Here is a 16,792-nt window from a genome sequence, read left to right on the forward strand (position 1 = left end):
TCCCTTCTCCTATGTCTGCGGTTATTCAAATACAGCCGGTACCTTGAACTGGCCGTCTTCGTGGTCGGGCGCGTTTTTCAGCGCATCTTCGCGCGAGAGGGACGGACGGTTCACATCCTCGCGCATGACATTCTTCACGTCGGTCGCGTGGCTGGTCGGCTCAACGCTGGACGTGTCCAACTCGTTCAGCTTGGCGGCAAACTCCAAAATGGCGTTCAGGTCTTTCGTGTATCGCTCCGCTTCCTCCTCGGTCAGCTTCAAGCGGGCGAGGTTGGCTACATGCTCCACTTCCTTGCGGGTAATGGCGCTCATCCATTCCACCTCCGAAACTATCACATAACTTTGATCTTACTTGAAAAGAACGGCATCAGTCAATTTTCGCGTCATCAGCGGTGACAAAAACACAAATATTTCGGCATTCTCCGCAAAAAATGGAACATACATCCATTTATTTCCGCTATTTTATTATGTTTTGCTTATGTACAATGATTTCGTCATCAAGAGTATCATTTTGAGAGGGAGAGGCTTATGAAACGACTACTTTTTCTTGCGATCAGTTTCCTCCTGCTGCTGACAGCGTGCACCCCGAATGCTCCTCTGTATACGGAGGCGGTCAAAAAGGGATTGGACACCAAGTCATTCGAGTCCAAAAGCACACTGACGCTTGACACCAACCTGCCCGTAGAAGACGAATCGATCAAGGCGCTGCTTGCTGCGTTGAAAAGCGGCGTCAACATCCACGTGCAGCAAAAAAGTCCGGAAAGCGGCCATGCGACGTTCTCCCTGCAGGATCCGAGCCCGCTGTTGAACGCCGGCCTGTGGCCGGGCAAAAATGCCCCCGCTTTCGACATCTACGCGGAAGGCAGCAAGGCGTACTTCAAATCCACCTCCGACAACAAGTTTCTCGGCGTGACCAACGAGATACCCGCAGAGACAGCCTTGGAGTCGGGCGAGGCTCTCAAAAAGGTGTTCGAAGCTTTTCTTGCGCAAACGGAATTTTCTTTGAAAGACGTAAAGACAGTAGGCAAGGAAACGGTTGAACTTGCTGACGGAAGCAGCCACGAAACGACTCACGTCCGCATCTCGGTTGACTTCCAGGAAGCGGTTGACTTCCTCGCGTTTGCCCTCGAATACGCGAGCAAGCAGCCCGAATTCTTTGAGGCGCTGGAATCCGTTCCGCCGGTCCCGATGCCGGGTAATGAGGCGAATGACGGCAGCGTGAAAGACGGCCTGGCCGAGATGGCAAAAGAGCTGAAGTCACTGGATGTCAAACAGTTGAAAGCGGAAGGATGGGACGTAACCATCGTGTGTGACGCCTGGATCAACGCTGAGAAGGAGTTCGTTCAGGATCAGGTTGGCCTGACCGTGAACGTGCCAGGCAGCGTGCTCGCCGAAAGCGGCCTCTCCGACAATTCCGGCGCCCCTTCCGTCTTCTTCAAGCTGAATGTGAAAGACCAGATGTGGAACATCAACAAAGAGGTGACGTATCCACTCCCTCCAGCGGACCAGATCATCATGCTGGAAGAGTTGGAAAAGCACCCTGACCTGGTGGAAGAATTCGGGGAGAACAGTCTGATTGGCCAGTTCGTGGCCATGACGCTCGCACCGCAGGAACCGCCGTTTGTTGACGTGCCAGACACCCACTGGGCGTTCCAGGAGATTTCGCTTCTGAAAGAAATGGGCATCGTGAACGGTTACGGGCAAAACGAGTTCAAGCCCAACAACCCCATTACCCGTTCCGAATTCGTCACGATGGCCGTAAAGGCGCTGGGGCTGGAGCCTTCCGCCAAGAGCCTGACCGCCAAAGACAAGAATCAGGTTCCCGCCTGGGCCAAGGAATCCTGGCAGACTGCGGTCGAAACGGGATTGATCAAAGGGTACAACGACGGCACCATCCGTCCGAATCAAAAGATTTCCCGCGCTGAAATGGTTACCATTCTGGTACGCGGTCTGCAGATGCCGATGGAAAACGGATACAAACTGACCTACGCCGACACCCGGGAAATCCCGAACTGGGCGATTCCGTACGTCAAAACGGCTACCGCCAACGGATTGGTCAAAGGAAGCCCCGACAACCGGTTTGCCCCCCATAAAAACGCGAGCCGCGCAGAAGTGGCGACCGTGCTGTTCAATTCCATGTTCGGCGCCCTGCCAATCGAATAATCGCAAGCTACATGCCAAAAAGGCGGCCTTGCATCCTGCAAGGCCGCCTTTTTTCATGAACGTTCGCCAATCCGCCAATCACGGTTCCTTCCTTGAGCGCACGGGGAATCTCTGTACAGGGCCTACCGTTCCGAAGTCACTCTTCATGGGGGTTGGTCGCCAAGCGCTGTCCCATCAGAAGCGAGGCCCCTGGCCGCACCTCGGGCGCCCACTGCAGCTCTTTCGATTCGAACAGCAAAATGACTGTGGATCCAAACTCAAACCAGCCCAGCTCGTCTCCTTTGGCCAGGCAGGGCTCTCCCAGGATCGGCCCGCTCGTCTGCCGCCCGTGTTTGACGTTGGTCGTGGCGGTGTTGTACACCACTTTCACGCTGCCGACAAACAGGGCGCCCACCTTGACCAGCGCGACGCAGCCCATCTGTTCCGTCTCCATGTAGGTGACGAGGCGCTCGTTGCGGGCGAACAGCCTGTCCACGTGTTCAATGCCCAGTTGGTTGACCGGATACAGGCGACCCGGCACGTACGTGTAGCGGACCAGTCTGCCTTCCACGGGCATGTGGATGCGGTGATAGTCGCGCGGGCTCAGGTAAATCGTGATGAACTTGCCGCCGTAGAAGCGTTCCGCCATTTCCGGAGCATCGCCCAACAGTTCGGCAAGGCCGTACAGCTTGCCTTTGGCCTGAATCAGCGTCCCCTCCCGGATGTCCCCCATTTGCGATACCGTTCCGTCGACGGGGCTGACGACGACATCCGCTCCCGGAGCAATCGGCCGGGCGCCCGGTTTCAGGCGGCGCGTAAAAAATTCCTTCAGCGTGCGGTATTCATTAACCGGCTTTTCCACGATGGACGGGTCTATCTTGTAATGGCGGATGTAATGGCGAATCGCCAGCCGGCTGAAGCGGGACGCGGTGATTTTTCCCATCGTCCGCGACATCGCATTCTGCGGCAGGCGGTGTATCAAGCCGGGAAGCAGCTTCTTGCGCATACGACAACTCCTCAATATTCCGTTCAAAGGTCATAACCCTACTGTACCATTTCTTGACGCGGGCCGTAAACCCCGGACTCCGACCATGGCCTCATCATTTTGAGGGGGCTGATTGCTATACTATAATGGCGGTACAAGCTTACCTACAGGAGAGAGACCGGGGAATGGGACAACGAGACATTGAGGTGCTGATCAATCAATACGGCAGCGTTCTGACCCGTTTTTTTGAACATATGTCCGACATGGTGTTCCTCATGGCAGTCGAAGAGGGACCGCGCTTTCGCTACGTGCTGATGAACCCGGCCGCCATGCAGGCGGCCCGCCTGACGGAAGCGGCGTACGGCAAGCTGATCGAAGAGGCCAATCCGGAAGAAAAGGCGGCCGTCCTCAACAGCATGTACCGGCAGGCGGTGGCGAGCGGAAAGCCGACCCATTTCACCACCTACGGCGAGTTCGTCGGTGAAACCATCCTCACCCCGATCTGCAACAGCGAAGGCGTATGCACCCACGTGTTTGCCGTGACGCGGGACATCACCGAACGCAAAAAACTGGAATCGCAGCTCGAGCACATGGCGTACCACGACATGCTCACCGGCCTTCCCAACCGACGCTTGCTGCTGGATCGGATGCAGCAGGCGATCGCCAAGGCAAAGCGTTCGGATCAGCTCCTGGCCGTCCTGTTTCTCGACTGTGACAATTTCAAGGAGATCAACGACACCTGGGGCCACGACGTCGGCGACCAGTTTTTGCAGGTGCTGGCCAAACGCCTGGCATCGTGCGTACGGGATGTGGACACGGTCGCCCGTCTCGGCGGCGACGAATTCGTGATCCTGCTGACATCCCTGGAATCGGACACGGAGGCGGCCAAAGTGGCAGCCCGCATCCTGGACGTGCTCCAGCAGCCGTGGTTGATAGCCAAGCAGCGGTTTTCCATCACCACCAGCATCGGCATCGCCTTCTTTCCCCACGACGGCACCGACGCCGATCAACTGCTGCGCCACGCGGACCAGGCTCTGTACAAGGCCAAGAGCGGCGGGCGAAACGGCTACCGCTTTTACTCCCCGACCAGGGAGTAAACGAGAAGAAGGGACAACGTCGAACCCGCCAGGCTGACCAGGTACAGCACCGCCACAATCTGCTTCACGGACAAGCCCCGGGACATCAGCCGGTGGTGAACGCAGCGCCGCCTCTTCATCGCCCCCTCCAGCGGCGAGAACCGCCAACAATTTTGGCACCCCTGCAAAATAAATGGTCACCAGCGCCACTCATCCGCCCGTTTTTCGGCTTGCTTGTCCCTTGTGCGGGCAAAAAGAGCGGCCGGCGCAGCAAAAAGGCTGCCCCGCATGGGGGCAGCCTTCGTCGTTTCGCGGTTTACAGTTTTTCGGAAACCAGTTTGGCCTGCGTAAACAGCAGCAGGTAGTCCGGACCGCCCGCTTTGGAGTCCGTGCCGGACATGTTGAAGCCGCCGAACGGATGCACGCCGACCAGGGCGCCCGTGCACTTGCGGTTGAAGTACAGGTTGCCCACGTGGAATTCGGTGCGCGCTTTTTCCAGGTGCGCGCGATTGCGGCTGATCACGGAGCCGGTCAGGCCGTACTCGGTGTTGTTGGCGATTTCCAGCGCGTGGTCAAAGTCGCGCGCCTTGGTGAAGGCCACCACAGGACCGAAGATTTCTTCCTGCATGATGCGCGCCTGCGGATCAACGTCGGCAAATACGGTCGGCATGATGAAGTAGCCGCTGTCCGGTCCTTTTTCGCCGCCGACCATCAGCTTGCCTTCCTGTTTCCCGATTTCGATGTACTCGAGAATCTTGTTGTACGCTTTTTCGTCAACGACCGGGCCGGTGTAGAATTCCGGATTGCGGACGTCGCCGACGGTGAGCTGTTTCGTCAGCTCCACGACGCGGTTCAGCACCTGGTCGTATACGTCCTGGTGAACGATCGCCCGGGAGCATGCGGAACATTTTTGGCCGGAGAAGCCGAACGCGGAGGTCACGATGGCCTGCGCCGCCAGCTCCAGATCGCAGTCGTTGTCCACGATGATGGAGTCTTTGCCGCCCATCTCGGCAATGAGGCGCTTCATCCATTTTTGGCCCGGACGGTGTTTGGCTGCCAGTTCATTAATGCGCAGGCCCACGTCGCGGGAACCGGTAAAGCTGATGAAGCGGGTCAGCGGATGCTCTACGAGGAAGTCGCCGATTTCGCTGCCGGAACCGGGCACGAAGTTGACGACACCGGCCGGAACGCCCGCGTCTTCCAGGATTTCCATGAACTTCGCGGCGATGACCGGCGTGGTGGATGCCGGCTTCAGCACAACCGTGTTGCCCGCTACGATCGCAGCCGTGGTCATGCCCACCATGATCGCCAGCGGGAAGTTCCACGGCGGGATTACGATGCCGACGCCCAGCGGGATGTAGTACAGCTCGTTGTCTTCGTCCGGAATGCGGGTCAGCGGTTGGCGCTGAGCCAGTTTGTCCATTTGGCGGCCGTAGTATTCCATGAAGTCGATCGCTTCCGCCGTGTCGGCGTCGGCTTCCGCCCAGCTCTTGCCCGCTTCCTTGACCAGCCACGCGGAAAATTCGTGCTTGCGGCGGCGCAGAATGGCAGCCGCTTTGTAGAGGTAGCGGGAACGCGCTTCTGCCGGAACGGCTTTCCAGCTCCCAAAGGTTTGGGCGGCAACCTGAATCGCTTTTTCCGCCAGCGCCTGATCGGCCTGGGAAACGATCCCGATCACTTGTTCTTTATTGGAAGGGTTGATGGAGCGGGATTTCTTTTCCGTCTTGATGCGCTCGCCGCCGATGATCAGATCGTACTCGCGGCCCAGCTCGCTTTCCACTTTGGCAAGCGCTGCTTCAAACGCCTGCTTGTTCTCCGGCAAGCTAAAATTGGTAAACGGTTCGTTTTTGAATTCCACTTGCATCTGTGACGCCTCCTTATCGTGTTCTCCAAACTGTCACCCCAAATTATATGCAAGGATCATACCAATCTTGTACGACCTGCTCCACCGCTATAGTGTTTGCATTTTTACCGAAAATCAACACGGCATATGCTTCAACATGATTGAACAAAAGTGTTCAATGTTTGCACATAAATACACACATGTGTGTCCGATCCATCCGATTTTCTTTTACCGCGGCCACCCCGCTGCTTACCGGAGAAGAAGCATGGCGGACATCGGCTAAACGAAAACCGTACGCAAACGGTACGGTTTTCCCACGGCAGATGATCGTTATTTTCGGTAAATGTGCATGTACGGCTCGCCGCTGGTCGGCCGGATGTAGATGGCCAACGGCTGGTTGATCGTCTGCACGTACAGATTGACGTGTACGCCTTTGTCAATCAACTGATCGATTCCCGCAGCGGCAAACTGTGTGAACTGCAGCACTTCCGTTCGCGAGTCGAACTCGGCGGTGGCGGTGATCGTCAGTTCCGTCAGTTTCCCCCCCATGAAACGGCCCAGTCCGGTCATGCCGATGTACTCCGAAAACGAGGCCTGGGTCTGCCGCATCAGCTTGTCGTACTGCAGCGCCTGCTGCGGATACGCTTTCTCCGCGTCGTCGCTCGGGAACAGGTAAAACTCCTCGTCGATCTTCTGCCATTTGGACACGGCCGATTCGTTGGCGTTGACCGTGCCGGACATGATAAACCGGCCCGGTACCAGCGACGAGTTTTTGTCCGGCACCTGGTAGAGCGCGATCACGATCGGGACGTGCGGCGTGTCTACGCGGACCGCCTGCACGATGCGGGCGGCCAACTGCTGCCCTTTGGCGCGCAGTTCATCCGTGGTGTAGGTCTTCTCCTGACCCGTCGCGTCCAGGTAGACCGGCGACAGGGAGATGCCGAGCACCATGCCGGACAACTGCTGTTTTTGCCTCTCCAGATAGTCGTGCTCCAGCACGTGGACGAGCATTCCCGTCTTCTTCTGTCCGTTCGGAGCCTTGGTCATGTTCTGAGCGATCCATTCCCGGACCTGGTCCGGTTTAATCTGCTGCCCTTCCTGAAACAGATACTCGTCCGTGGGAAACGTATCCCGGGCAATCTCCAGCATCCCCAGCTCCAGATGGCTGAAATCGATCCGGTAGCGGGTTTCCGCCAGCATGCCGCGCGTCTGGTTCGGCTTGTAGGGCTGAATGCTCCCGTAGTAATCCTCCGACACCTCCACCACCGGAGAGAGGGTGGGATTGGCCGGCAGGGTGTTTTCCTGGTTGCCCCCGGGCCAGAGCGAGCAGCCCGCGGTGACAACCGACAGCACTGCCGTCAGCGCCAACGTATAGAACTTGGATTGTTTTTCCATTCTCATAACCAGTACTCCCTTTATCTGCAAAAGGGCGAAACGCCCTTGTTTCTAGCCTGGATGATCAGTTCCACTTCGTCCACTTGTCGTCGGCGAGCGCGTACACAAAGGCGGATTCACCGATGCCCACCCACCTGTACGGGCCCGCTCCGGGCGCGACCACGATCAGCTTTTCCGGGGCCTTGGCCGCAAGCGGCCGCCATTCCCCGTCCGCTTTTTCCATGATGCCCCGCTCGGTGGCTACCGCCAATACTCCCGTCTGCCGGTCGACGGCCAGACAGTAGACCTGCTGCGCGTCCGGCACCGTTTCCGTGTGCCACTGCCCGTTCTCGTGATAGAGCAGGTTGTACTGTGCGGCCACGTACAGGCGGTCTTCCAGCGGATTGTAATCCATCGCGTACACTTCCTGGTCCAGCGGCAGCCACAGCTTCCACCGGCCGCCCGCGTCAGCCGACTGGTAAATGCCCTCGCCGGTGACAAAGGCGAACAACCGGATCTGGTCGCCCTCACGGATGCCGACAAAGCTGCCGATGTTGGCCGGCTTGGGGAGCCCTTCCCCCGTCCGGGTCCACGTTTTCCCCCCGTCTTGGGAGTGCATGACCCCGTCGCTTCCGGCCGTGAAGATCTGCCGGGGGTCCTGCGGATCGACAAACCAGCCCGCCACGTCTTCCTGCTCCAACTGCGGGAAGACAAGCCCCCACAAGCCTTCGCCGGTCGAGCTGTACAGACCGGAGTGGGTGCCCACCCAGACATGCCGGGCATCCGCTGTCATCGTCAGGTTGTGCACCACTTCCCCTTTTTGCAGAACGTCCTGGTAGGTCAAGTCACCCGGTATGGCGGCCGCTGTCACCGCAGGCGTCACCGGCTTGCTCCGCCCGCTCTCGCTGCAGCCTGCCAGAAGCGCCAGCACCGTTATGACCATTCCCGCACGCAGCAAGCGTTTCATGCTTACCACACCCTTTCCCATTCTCATCCGCAGGTGATCGCCGTACGGCTACTTGTTCCCTTCCAGCAGCTGCAAAAAGCCGGCCTCGTCCATGACGGCCACACCCAATTTTTCCGCTTTTTCCAGTTTGGAGCCCGCCTTTTCGCCGGCGATGACCAAGTCGGTCTTTTTGCTGACACTGCCCGTCACTTTGCCGCCCAGGCGCGCGATCGCTTCCTCCGCTTCCTGGCGGGTCATGCTGGACAGCGTGCCGGTGAGGACGATCGTCTTGCCGGCCAGCGGCAGGTCCGCTCCGCTCTCCGCCCGCACGCCCTTGTAGGTCATGTTGACGCCTGCCGCCTTCAGCCGTTCGATCACCGCTTCCGCCTGCGGCTGCCGGAAGTAGTTGACGAGGCTGGCGGCCATTTTCGGTCCGATCTCGTTGATCTGCGTCAGCTCTTCCTCGCTGGCGCGCATGATGGCGTCCATGTCGCCGAAGTGTTCGGCCAGGACGCGTGCCGCCTTGGCTCCGACGAGGCGGATGCCGAGGCCGAACAGGAGCCGCTCCAGCGAGTTTTCCTTGCTGGCTTCGATCGCCGCCAGCAGGTTGTCGACCGACTTTTCGCCCATCCGCTCCATGCCGAGCAGCACGTCCCGCTGCTGGTGCAGATAGTAAAGGTCGGCGACGCTGTGAATGATGCCGGCGTTAAACAACTGCGCCACCACTTTTTCTCCGAGCCCCTCGATGTTCATCGCCTGCCGGGAAACAAAGTGGATGATGCCCTCGCGAATCTGCGCCGGACACATGGGATTGATGCAGCGCAGGGCCACTTCCTCGTCCAGGCGGACCAGTTCGCTGCCGCATTCCGGACAGTGCGTCGGCATGGAAAACGGCACTTCCCCGCCGGTTCGCCGCTCGGGCAGGACGGCCACGATCTCGGGGATGATGTCCCCCGCCTTCTTGACCACCACGTGGTCGCCGATCAACAGCCCCTTTTCCCGGATGATGTCCTCGTTGTGCAGGGAAGCGCGCTTGACCGTCGTTCCCGCCAGGCTGACCGGCTTCAGCAGGGCGGTCGGGGTGACCGCCCCCGTGCGGCCGACGGACACCTCGATGCCTTCCAGAATCGTGACCGCCTCTTCCGCCGGGAATTTGTAGGCGATCGCCCAGCGCGGGCTTTTGGCGGTAAAGCCCAGTTCCTGCTGCTGGGCGTAGCTGTCCACCTTGATCACCATGCCGTCGATGTCGTACGGCAGGTTCCGCCGCTTTTCCGTCCAGCCGTGGACGAAGTCGATCACGTCCTCGATGTTGTCAAACACCCGCCGCTCCGGGTTTACCTTGAAGCCCAGCGACTCCAGCAGGTTGAGCCCTTCGCTGTGCGATTCCACGCTCTCGCCCTGCAGCTCGCCGATGCCGTAGATAAACGTGTCCAGTTGGCGGGACGCGGCGATTTTCGGATCGAGCTGGCGCAGCGAGCCGGCCGCCGAGTTGCGTGGATTGGCAAACAGCGCTTCGCCCCGCTCTTCCCGCTCCCGGTTCAGCTTTTCAAACGCGCTGCGCGGCATGTACGCCTCGCCCCGCACCTCCAGCGTCAGCGGCCGGGTCAAGCGCAGCGGGATGGACCGGATCGTCCGGAGATTCTGCGTGATGTCCTCCCCGATGGTGCCGTCGCCGCGGGTCGCCCCCTTGACGAATACGCCGTTTTCGTAGTGCAGGGAGACGGCCAGCCCGTCGATTTTCAGCTCACAGACGTAGTGGACGGTCTGGCTGCCCACCGTCTGCCGCACGCGCCGGTCAAAATCGCGCAGGTCCTCGTCGTCAAACGCGTTGCTCAGGCTGAGCATGGGCGTCTTGTGCACCACTTTTTCAAAAAAGGGCAGCGGCTCGCCCCCGATCCGCTGTGTCGGCGAATCAGGCGTCACCATGTCCGGGAACAGGTCTTCCAGATCGCGCAGTTCCCGCATCAGCATGTCGTATTCCTGGTCCGTGATTTCCGGTCGGTCTTCTACATGATACAGACGGTTGTGCCGCTCGATTTGTTCCCGCAGTTCGCGAATTCGTGCTTCTGCCGTCAATCGGTCCATCTCATTCATCCTTTGCTATACCGTTTCATGTTTCATCCTGTGTTACGCCCGTTCAATCGGGGCAAACTTGGCCAGCAGTTTCTTGATGCCGATCGGGCTGGGGAACGCGATGTCCAGCTCCATGTCGTCCCCGCTTCCCTTCACCTTGACCACCGTGCCGATGCCCCATTTTCCGTGCTTCACCTTTTCGCCCACTTTCCAGTCGATTCCTGCCGCCGCGCCGTGACCCGGCAGCTTGGCAGCGGGCTGCGCAGGCCGGGCAAACGGCGAGGCGCCCATCCCCGCTCCCGTCCGCGGGCCTGTCCCGGAACGCAGCCCCGCTCCTGTTTGCGGTGCCGCGCCAAACGAACGACCGGCCGCTTCCCGCTGGCCGAACACGCCGGTCCGGGCAAAGCGTCCCTCGATCACCGGGCTGCCGTCCAGCAGTTCTGCGGGAATTTCCTGCAAAAAGCGGGAAGGCGGATTGTTCGTGGTCCGGCCAAACAGGGTGCGCATCCGGGCGCAGGTCAGGTAGAGGCGCTCTTCCGCCCGGGTGATGCCGACGTAGGCGAGGCGGCGCTCCTCCTCCATTTCCCCCTCGTCAAACAGCGCCCGGCTGTGCGGAAACACCCCTTCCTCCATGCCGACCAGAAAGACCACGGGGAACTCCAGCCCCTTGGCGCTGTGCAGGGTCATCAGGACGACCTGGCCTTCCGCGGACACGTCTTCTTCCGCTGCCCCGTCCTCCGTCAGCGTGTCGATGTCGGCGATCAGCGCCAGGTCGGTGAGGAAGGCGAGCAGGCTCTTGTCCTCGTTTTTCCGCTCAAACTCCTGGGTAACGGACAAAAGCTCCTCGATGTTTTCCAGGCGGGCGGTCGCTTCCAGCGTCTTCTCCTCTTTCAGCGCCTCCCGGTAGCCGGTCCGCTTCAGCACCTCTTCCACCAGCTCCGTCACCGTCAGGTAATCGGTCATCTGCATCAGGTTGGTGATCAGCTCGTTAAAAGCGAGGATGGCGTTGGTCGTGCGCGCCGGCAGCCCCATGTAGCCCACTTCCTGAATCGCGCCGTAGAGCGACAGGCCGTGCGCGTTGGCGTAGGTCTGCAGTTTTTCCACGGTCGTCTCCCCGATGTTGCGCTTCGGCACGTTGATGATCCGCGCCAGGCTGATGTCATCGTCGGGGTTGGAGATGACCCGCAGATAGGCGAGAATGTCCTTGATCTCCTTGCGGTCGTAGAACTTCGTGCCGCCCACGATCGTGTACGGGATGTTCGATTTGATGAACACTTCCTCGACCACGCGGGACTGGGCGTTGGTCCGGTAGAGCACGGCGAACTTGTCGTAGCGCTTGTAGGCGGGCATCAGCCTGTTGATTGTGTCGACGATGAAGTACGCCTCGTCGTGCTCGGAATCGCCCTGATAGCAGCCGATCTTCTCCCCGGCCGGATTTTCCGTCCAGAGCTTTTTCTCCTTGCGCATGACATTGTGGGCGATTACCTGGTTGGCCGCCTGCAAAATCGTCTTGGTGGAGCGGTAGTTTTGCTCCAGTTTGATCATTTTCGCTTCCGGATAGTCCTTTTCAAAGTTCAAAATGATGGAAATGTCCGCGCCGCGCCACTTGTAAATGCTCTGGTCGGCGTCCCCGACGCAGCAGACGTTGCGGTAGCGGTCAGCCAGCATGGAAATCAGCATGTACTGGGCCCGGTTGGTGTCCTGGTACTCGTCCACATGGATGTAGCGGAACTTTTTCTGGTAGTATTCCAGCACTTCCGGCACTTCCTTGAACAACCGGACCGTGGTCATGATCAGGTCGTCGAAGTCCAGCGACTGGTTGCTCTTCAGCTTTTTCTGATAGGCTTCGTAAACCCTGGCCACGATCTGGCTGTACGGATCGGCCGCCCGCTTGGCGTATGCCGCCGGGTCCGTCAGCTCGTTTTTCGCCCCGCTGATCGCGGCCAGGATGCCGCGCGGCTCGTACTGCTTCGGGTCGAGATTCAGCTCCTTGAGACATTGCTTGACGACGGACAGCTGGTCGCCCGCGTCGAGAATGGAGAAGCTGCGGCTGATCCCCAGGCGGTCGATGTCCCGCCGCAAAATCCGCACGCACAGCGAGTGGAACGTGGAGATCCAGATGTCCTCCGCTCCCGCGCCGACGATGGACGCCACGCGGCTCTGCATCTCCCGCGCCGCCTTGTTGGTAAAGGTAATGGCGAGGATGCTCCACGGCGCCACCTGTTTTTCGCTGATCAGGTAGGCGATGCGCTGGGTCAGCACCTTGGTCTTGCCGCTGCCCGCACCTGCCAGGATTAAAACCGGCCCCTCCGTGGTCAGGACCGCTTCCCGCTGCTGCGGATTCAGTCCGGCTAAAATTCGGTCAACTGTTGCCATATGTATACGTCCACCTTTCTTGCCTGTCAAAGCGCTCCCGAACGAAAGCATATGTTCCTATTTTCGCACAGATCGAAGGCAAGTTCCAGTTGAATCCGAGACCTCTAACCGGCAATCCCTGCCAACGGGAAAGACCGCTGTACCCGCACAGGAGCGGCAGCGGTCCGTTTCTCCGCGCGCCCGGAATCACCGGCAGCCCATCCGCGAACGTTTCCCCGCATCGCTGTCAGCGGGATTGATGGGACGACAGCAGCGGTTCGTACATCATCATTGCGCGATTTTCCGCGATGAATTCGTCATCCAGCCATTCCCCGTCCAGCGTGTACACCCGGCGGTGCAGGACATTGGTTCGCTCGTAGCCGCCCCAGATGGCCGGGGTAATGGCATGTTCCTTCTCGTACACTTCGTACCGCCGCGTGGGAGGGTATTCGGCTCTCCACTCACCGACGAGGTGGGTGTCGGTGAGAAACACGTGCAGCTGGAAGGATTGCTGGGTCTGGTTGGCGATTTGCAGATCGAGGTAGTTGTAAAAACAGGTGGCTCCGCTGCCGAACGGCTGGGTCCGGTCGGCGTCGGGAAACACGTCGTAGCCGTGCCGGTGCCGCTCCGTGACCGTCAGCGGCGTATGCAGGGTCATCCAGTACAGCAGGTTGGACAGCTGGCAGAGCCCTCCCCCCACACCGGCCAGCACGCGGCCGTGTGACAACAGCATGCCCTCCACGTACCCTTTCCGGCGCGTCGGCTTGCCGATCAACCGCCAATAGGAAAAGGTCTCCCCGGGACGAACGATCACCCCGTCCAGCCGTTCGGCAGCCAAGCGCAGATTGATGATTTTGTTGTGCTGCATCCACATGTCCACATTCTTGAGCCGACGCAGGAGCGGCGTCTGATGACGGATGTGCAGATGGGGCAGGAATTCGCTTTGCTTTTTACGCGAATACCGCTTTCCCCCCAGCAGCCACTCTGCGTACCGTTTCAGGCGGTAGAAACACACTCCCGCCGCCAGCCGCAGCCGGCTTCGCGCGACAGGTCTCATTTGCTTCCTCCCTTTCCGGCGTCAATTCGGATCATTTACGCAATTTTAAGTATTCGTGTGTGAACAGGATTTGTTATAAATGCTCCATGTACAAAATCGCCATCAAGTGTTGCAAAATAGTCACAGTTGTTAACCTGGGACATCGCAAAGTGCAAGTCGTCAAACGACTCTAACTGATATTGCGATGCGTACTGTAATGACAAATCATGAACGGCAGCGGTTGAATCCAAGATACAAACCGGTATTCCCAAGCTCTCCAAACCAGACCGGAACAAATGATACTGATTGACTGCTTCAGCATAGTAGTAATCAAGCAGTGGCGAGCGGATCAATATAAGCCTTCTCAATCATCCCCTTACCACAAGGATCATTCATAGACCAATCATTCCATCTGCAACCAAAGGTCCGCACATTCACATACTGGTATTCAGGGGAGGAGATGCGCATGTTTCGCACGGGAATCACCTTGTCCGCCGCCCTGTTGACGGCGCTGTTTCAGCCGGCTGCCGCTTTGGCCGCCGCAAACGATCTCACTTACCACCGGGCAGACACGATCGCTCACCGGGGCGCCTCCGGCTACGCGCCGGAGAACACCATGGCCGCGTTTCGCAAGGCGGTGGAGATGAAGGCGGATTACATCGAGCTTGACGTGCAGGTCACCAGGGACGGTCATCTGGTGGTCATCCACGACAATACGATCGACCGGACGACCGACGGCACCGGCAGGGTGGGCGCCCTCACCTTCAAGGAGATGCGCAGGCTGGATGCGGGCCGTTTCTTCCACTCCGCCTTTGCCAGGGAACCGATCCCCACCCTTGACGAGGTGCTGGACGAATTCCGCGGCAAAGTCGGCATCCTGATCGAACTGAAGTCGCCGGAGCTGTATCCGGGCGTGGAAAAAAGGGTGGCCGACGCCCTGCGGAAGCGCGGCATGGATAAGCCCCGCAGCGCCAGGGTTATTGTGCAGTCCTTCCACTTCGATTCGCTGAAACGGTTTCACAAGCTCCTGCCGGACATTCCGATCGGCGTGCTGACCAACAAGGCGAGTCAACTGACGGACGCGATGCTGGACGAGTTTGCGACCTATGCGAACTACGTGAACCCCAGCCGCAATCTGGTGACCGCCGATCTGACAGACCGCATCCACGAACGCGGCATGCAGGTCTTCGCCTGGACCGTTCGCAAACGGGAAGAGGTGAAGCCGCTGCTGATTGCGGGCGTCGACGGCATCATTACCGACTTTCCGGATTACGTGCCGCGCAGCCATCGCAGATAAGCGCCAACAGCCACACCATGCGTCGGGCAAAGCAGACAAAGGGCCGCCTCACAGGGTACGGGCGCCCTTTTTTTGGTGCCGGACGGGATTTGTTTTGTTTCATAAGCGCTCCTCACCCATTGGGAAAATATGAGATTTTGGCCGTTTCACAACCATAGTAACATATGAAAGATGTCGATTATTGGAATTTTTTCCACATTAACAGATGGGAACGAAAAACCATTTCGCGAGTCCGGCTATCTAATAAATGGGAGGAAGGAGGCAACGAGATGACGGATTTCATCGAGAAGGCAAAAAAAGGAGATGGTGAGAGCTTTGCACAGGCAGTCATGCAGGTAAAGGACAAGGCGTACCGCGTTGCCTATTCGTATCTGAACGATCAGGAGAGCAGCATGGACGCTGTTTGCGACGCGGTGGAAAAAGCGTTTCTCCATCTGGAAACCCTGCGGGACAACCGCTATTTTTCCTCGTGGTTCATCCGCATCGTGATCAATGAGTGCAAAGCCCAACTGCAGAAGCGGCAGCGTGCTCTCACACTGTCGCAGCAACTGTCCGGCGAGCCGGAACACGAAACGCCGGCGCGGGAAGAGGTGATGGATGTGCAGGCTCTCCTCAACCAGTTGGCACCGCTTGACCGTCTGGAAGCGGAGGGAGTTTGACCATGGACAAGATATGGGAAGGGATTTCTCAATTCCACAAACAAATGCCGGTTCCCGAGGAACTTGACGACCGGATTCGGCAGCGCATCGAAAAGCTGGTCACGAGGCGAAAAGCAGCTCGAAAAAGACGCATCCTGATTGCGTTGGCGGGAAGTCTGGCTTTTACGTCCTCAGTAGGTCTGGCGGCACTGAACATCGATGAGATAACAGACAGGAGCGGACGTTTCTCGTACAAAATCGAACCGGCCCGGATCGTCGGCAAAGAAGAGCGAATGCAGCCTGCGAAGACAAAGGCTGACCAGGAATTGGCCGAACTGGAAAAGCGCTTTTCGCCGGGAACGGCTTACCTTGTCTATGAACGAACGGATCGTCCGGAAATGGAATCCCATTACTACAAGCAAAAGAGCCTGGTCATTTCCGATTTTTCCACATTCCAAGACCAGTTGGGCCTGTTTGCAGACATTCCGGAAGAATTGGCGGGCGGTTACCGATTTGTCGAAGGGTCATTGAACTTTGAAATAGACCGAGCGAGCTACGATGAAGAGGCATACCTTCAGGTGATGCGGGAGGAAGCCGTTAAGAACAACAGGCAGGTAGCGGTGAAACAGGTTCCGCTGCAGCGGGATTTCATCAGGCAGGCAAACGCGATATATCGCATCCAGGACAGGCAGATCACCGTCTGGATTGATGACGTGGGCTCCGGAGCGGGAGAAGTCGGTTTTCCCTATACCTCTCTGGAGAAAGTGCCGCTTTCCGACTTCGACGCGCTGTATGCCACGTTCACAGACCCGTCGGGGGAAGAGATGCAGGTGTTGAAATGGATCGGCAGCAAGATTCCCGGCACCAATCGAAGCCGCATGTATCAGCTCTACGCCAAAACGGGGGATGCTACGAAAGCAGATTTGTTGAAAGCAGCAGAGGGTTTTTTGGACTGATTCGCCGTCAGTCATTTCTGACGCTTTCAGATTGTTGGCTTCCCCCATCCGTCACTGTGTCTGCACATGGA

14 protein-coding genes are annotated in these 16,792 nt (G+C 58.5%); 5 read left to right on the forward strand and 9 right to left on the reverse strand.

The window, feature by feature from the left end:
• Positions 1-21: 21 nt before the first annotated feature.
• On the reverse strand, positions 22-312 hold the full coding sequence (gene gatC, locus A6764_RS20500; protein WP_029100783.1) for an Asp-tRNA(Asn)/Glu-tRNA(Gln) amidotransferase subunit GatC: 291 nt from the start codon (positions 310-312) through the stop codon (positions 22-24).
• Between the two features lie 216 nt (positions 313-528).
• Between gatC and A6764_RS20505 the strand changes: the two genes are divergently transcribed.
• Complete coding sequence (locus A6764_RS20505) at positions 529-2,163, forward strand: S-layer homology domain-containing protein (RefSeq protein WP_051188320.1); 1,635 nt, start codon at positions 529-531, stop codon at positions 2,161-2,163.
• 136 nt (positions 2,164-2,299) lie between these two features.
• On the opposite strand, the gene asd is transcribed toward A6764_RS20505, so the two are convergent.
• Positions 2,300-3,148 (reverse strand): archaetidylserine decarboxylase, encoded by an 849-nt coding sequence (asd, locus tag A6764_RS20510; RefSeq protein WP_029100784.1) that lies wholly within the window; start codon positions 3,146-3,148, stop codon positions 2,300-2,302.
• Between the two features lie 164 nt (positions 3,149-3,312).
• Here asd and A6764_RS20515 point away from each other — a divergent pair, with 164 nt between their 5' ends.
• A complete protein-coding gene (locus tag A6764_RS20515; RefSeq protein WP_065067693.1) occupies positions 3,313-4,224 on the forward strand; it encodes a diguanylate cyclase domain-containing protein in 912 nt (303 codons plus the stop codon).
• On the opposite strand, the gene A6764_RS20520 is transcribed toward A6764_RS20515, so the two are convergent.
• The 7 genes from A6764_RS20520 to A6764_RS20550 all read right to left on the reverse strand — a co-directional run bounded on the left by A6764_RS20520 (position 4,203) and on the right by A6764_RS20550 (position 13,851).
• Positions 4,203-4,343, reverse strand: a complete 141-nt coding sequence (locus A6764_RS20520) for a hypothetical protein (protein WP_176703327.1) — start codon at positions 4,341-4,343, stop codon at positions 4,203-4,205. The genes A6764_RS20515 and A6764_RS20520 overlap by 22 nt on opposite strands.
• 176 nt (positions 4,344-4,519) lie before the next feature.
• A complete protein-coding gene (pruA, locus tag A6764_RS20525; protein WP_065067692.1) occupies positions 4,520-6,067 on the reverse strand; it encodes an L-glutamate gamma-semialdehyde dehydrogenase in 1,548 nt (515 codons plus the stop codon).
• Between the two features lie 309 nt (positions 6,068-6,376).
• Positions 6,377-7,441 carry a CamS family sex pheromone protein gene (locus A6764_RS20530; RefSeq protein WP_176703328.1) on the reverse strand — a complete coding sequence of 355 codons (1,065 nt, stop codon included), beginning with the start codon at positions 7,439-7,441 and terminating at the stop codon, positions 6,377-6,379.
• Between the two features lie 64 nt (positions 7,442-7,505).
• Positions 7,506-8,387, reverse strand: a complete 882-nt coding sequence (locus tag A6764_RS20535) for a WD40/YVTN/BNR-like repeat-containing protein (protein WP_029100788.1) — start codon at positions 8,385-8,387, stop codon at positions 7,506-7,508.
• Between the two features lie 48 nt (positions 8,388-8,435).
• Entirely contained in the window at positions 8,436-10,451 is a 2,016-nt protein-coding gene (gene ligA, locus A6764_RS20540; RefSeq protein ID WP_029100789.1) for an NAD-dependent DNA ligase LigA, read from the reverse strand.
• A gap of 42 nt (positions 10,452-10,493) precedes the next feature.
• Positions 10,494-12,815, reverse strand: a complete 2,322-nt coding sequence (gene pcrA / locus A6764_RS20545; protein WP_065067691.1) for a DNA helicase PcrA — start codon at positions 12,813-12,815, stop codon at positions 10,494-10,496.
• 226 nt (positions 12,816-13,041) lie between these two features.
• The gene (locus tag A6764_RS20550; protein ID WP_065067690.1) at positions 13,042-13,851 is read right to left on the reverse strand and encodes a VanW family protein; all 810 of its coding nucleotides are present in this window, start codon (positions 13,849-13,851) and stop codon (positions 13,042-13,044) included.
• Positions 13,852-14,296: 445 nt separating this feature from the next.
• On the opposite strand from A6764_RS20550, the gene A6764_RS20555 reads away from it, so the two are divergent.
• The 3 genes from A6764_RS20555 to A6764_RS20565 all read left to right on the forward strand — a co-directional run bounded on the left by A6764_RS20555 (position 14,297) and on the right by A6764_RS20565 (position 16,721).
• A complete protein-coding gene (locus A6764_RS20555; RefSeq protein WP_065067689.1) occupies positions 14,297-15,127 on the forward strand; it encodes a glycerophosphodiester phosphodiesterase in 831 nt (276 codons plus the stop codon).
• A 269-nt stretch (positions 15,128-15,396) separates the two neighbouring features.
• Positions 15,397-15,786 carry an RNA polymerase sigma factor gene (locus A6764_RS20560; protein WP_065067688.1) on the forward strand — a complete coding sequence of 130 codons (390 nt, stop codon included), beginning with the start codon at positions 15,397-15,399 and terminating at the stop codon, positions 15,784-15,786.
• A 2-nt stretch (positions 15,787-15,788) separates the two neighbouring features.
• On the forward strand, positions 15,789-16,721 hold the full coding sequence (locus A6764_RS20565) for a hypothetical protein (protein WP_065067687.1): 933 nt from the start codon (positions 15,789-15,791) through the stop codon (positions 16,719-16,721).
• Positions 16,722-16,792: the final 71 nt, after the last annotated feature.

Origin of the sequence: Brevibacillus sp. WF146, assembly GCF_001673705.2 — a bacterium.
Taxonomy (GTDB): Bacteria; Bacillota; Bacilli; order Brevibacillales; family Brevibacillaceae; genus Brevibacillus; species Brevibacillus thermoruber.

Coding starts and splice junctions, on each gene's coding strand:
- A6764_RS20530 (WP_176703328.1), bottom strand. CDS start 7,441: ATGGAAAAACAATCCAAGTTCTATACGTTGGCGCTGACGGCAGTGCTG.
- ligA (WP_029100789.1), bottom strand. CDS start 10,451: ATGGACCGATTGACGGCAGAAGCACGAATTCGCGAACTGCGGGAACAA.
- A6764_RS20505 (WP_051188320.1), top strand. CDS start 529: ATGAAACGACTACTTTTTCTTGCGATCAGTTTCCTCCTGCTGCTGACA.
- A6764_RS20555 (WP_065067689.1), top strand. CDS start 14,297: ATGTTTCGCACGGGAATCACCTTGTCCGCCGCCCTGTTGACGGCGCTG.
- A6764_RS20515 (WP_065067693.1), top strand. CDS start 3,313: ATGGGACAACGAGACATTGAGGTGCTGATCAATCAATACGGCAGCGTT.
- pcrA (WP_065067691.1), bottom strand. CDS start 12,815: ATGGCAACAGTTGACCGAATTTTAGCCGGACTGAATCCGCAGCAGCGG.
- A6764_RS20550 (WP_065067690.1), bottom strand. CDS start 13,851: ATGAGACCTGTCGCGCGAAGCCGGCTGCGGCTGGCGGCGGGAGTGTGT.
- pruA (WP_065067692.1), bottom strand. CDS start 6,067: ATGCAAGTGGAATTCAAAAACGAACCGTTTACCAATTTTAGCTTGCCG.
- A6764_RS20560 (WP_065067688.1), top strand. CDS start 15,397: ATGACGGATTTCATCGAGAAGGCAAAAAAAGGAGATGGTGAGAGCTTT.
- A6764_RS20535 (WP_029100788.1), bottom strand. CDS start 8,387: ATGAAACGCTTGCTGCGTGCGGGAATGGTCATAACGGTGCTGGCGCTT.
- A6764_RS20520 (WP_176703327.1), bottom strand. CDS start 4,343: ATGAAGAGGCGGCGCTGCGTTCACCACCGGCTGATGTCCCGGGGCTTG.
- gatC (WP_029100783.1), bottom strand. CDS start 312: ATGAGCGCCATTACCCGCAAGGAAGTGGAGCATGTAGCCAACCTCGCC.
- A6764_RS20565 (WP_065067687.1), top strand. CDS start 15,789: ATGGACAAGATATGGGAAGGGATTTCTCAATTCCACAAACAAATGCCG.
- asd (WP_029100784.1), bottom strand. CDS start 3,148: ATGCGCAAGAAGCTGCTTCCCGGCTTGATACACCGCCTGCCGCAGAAT.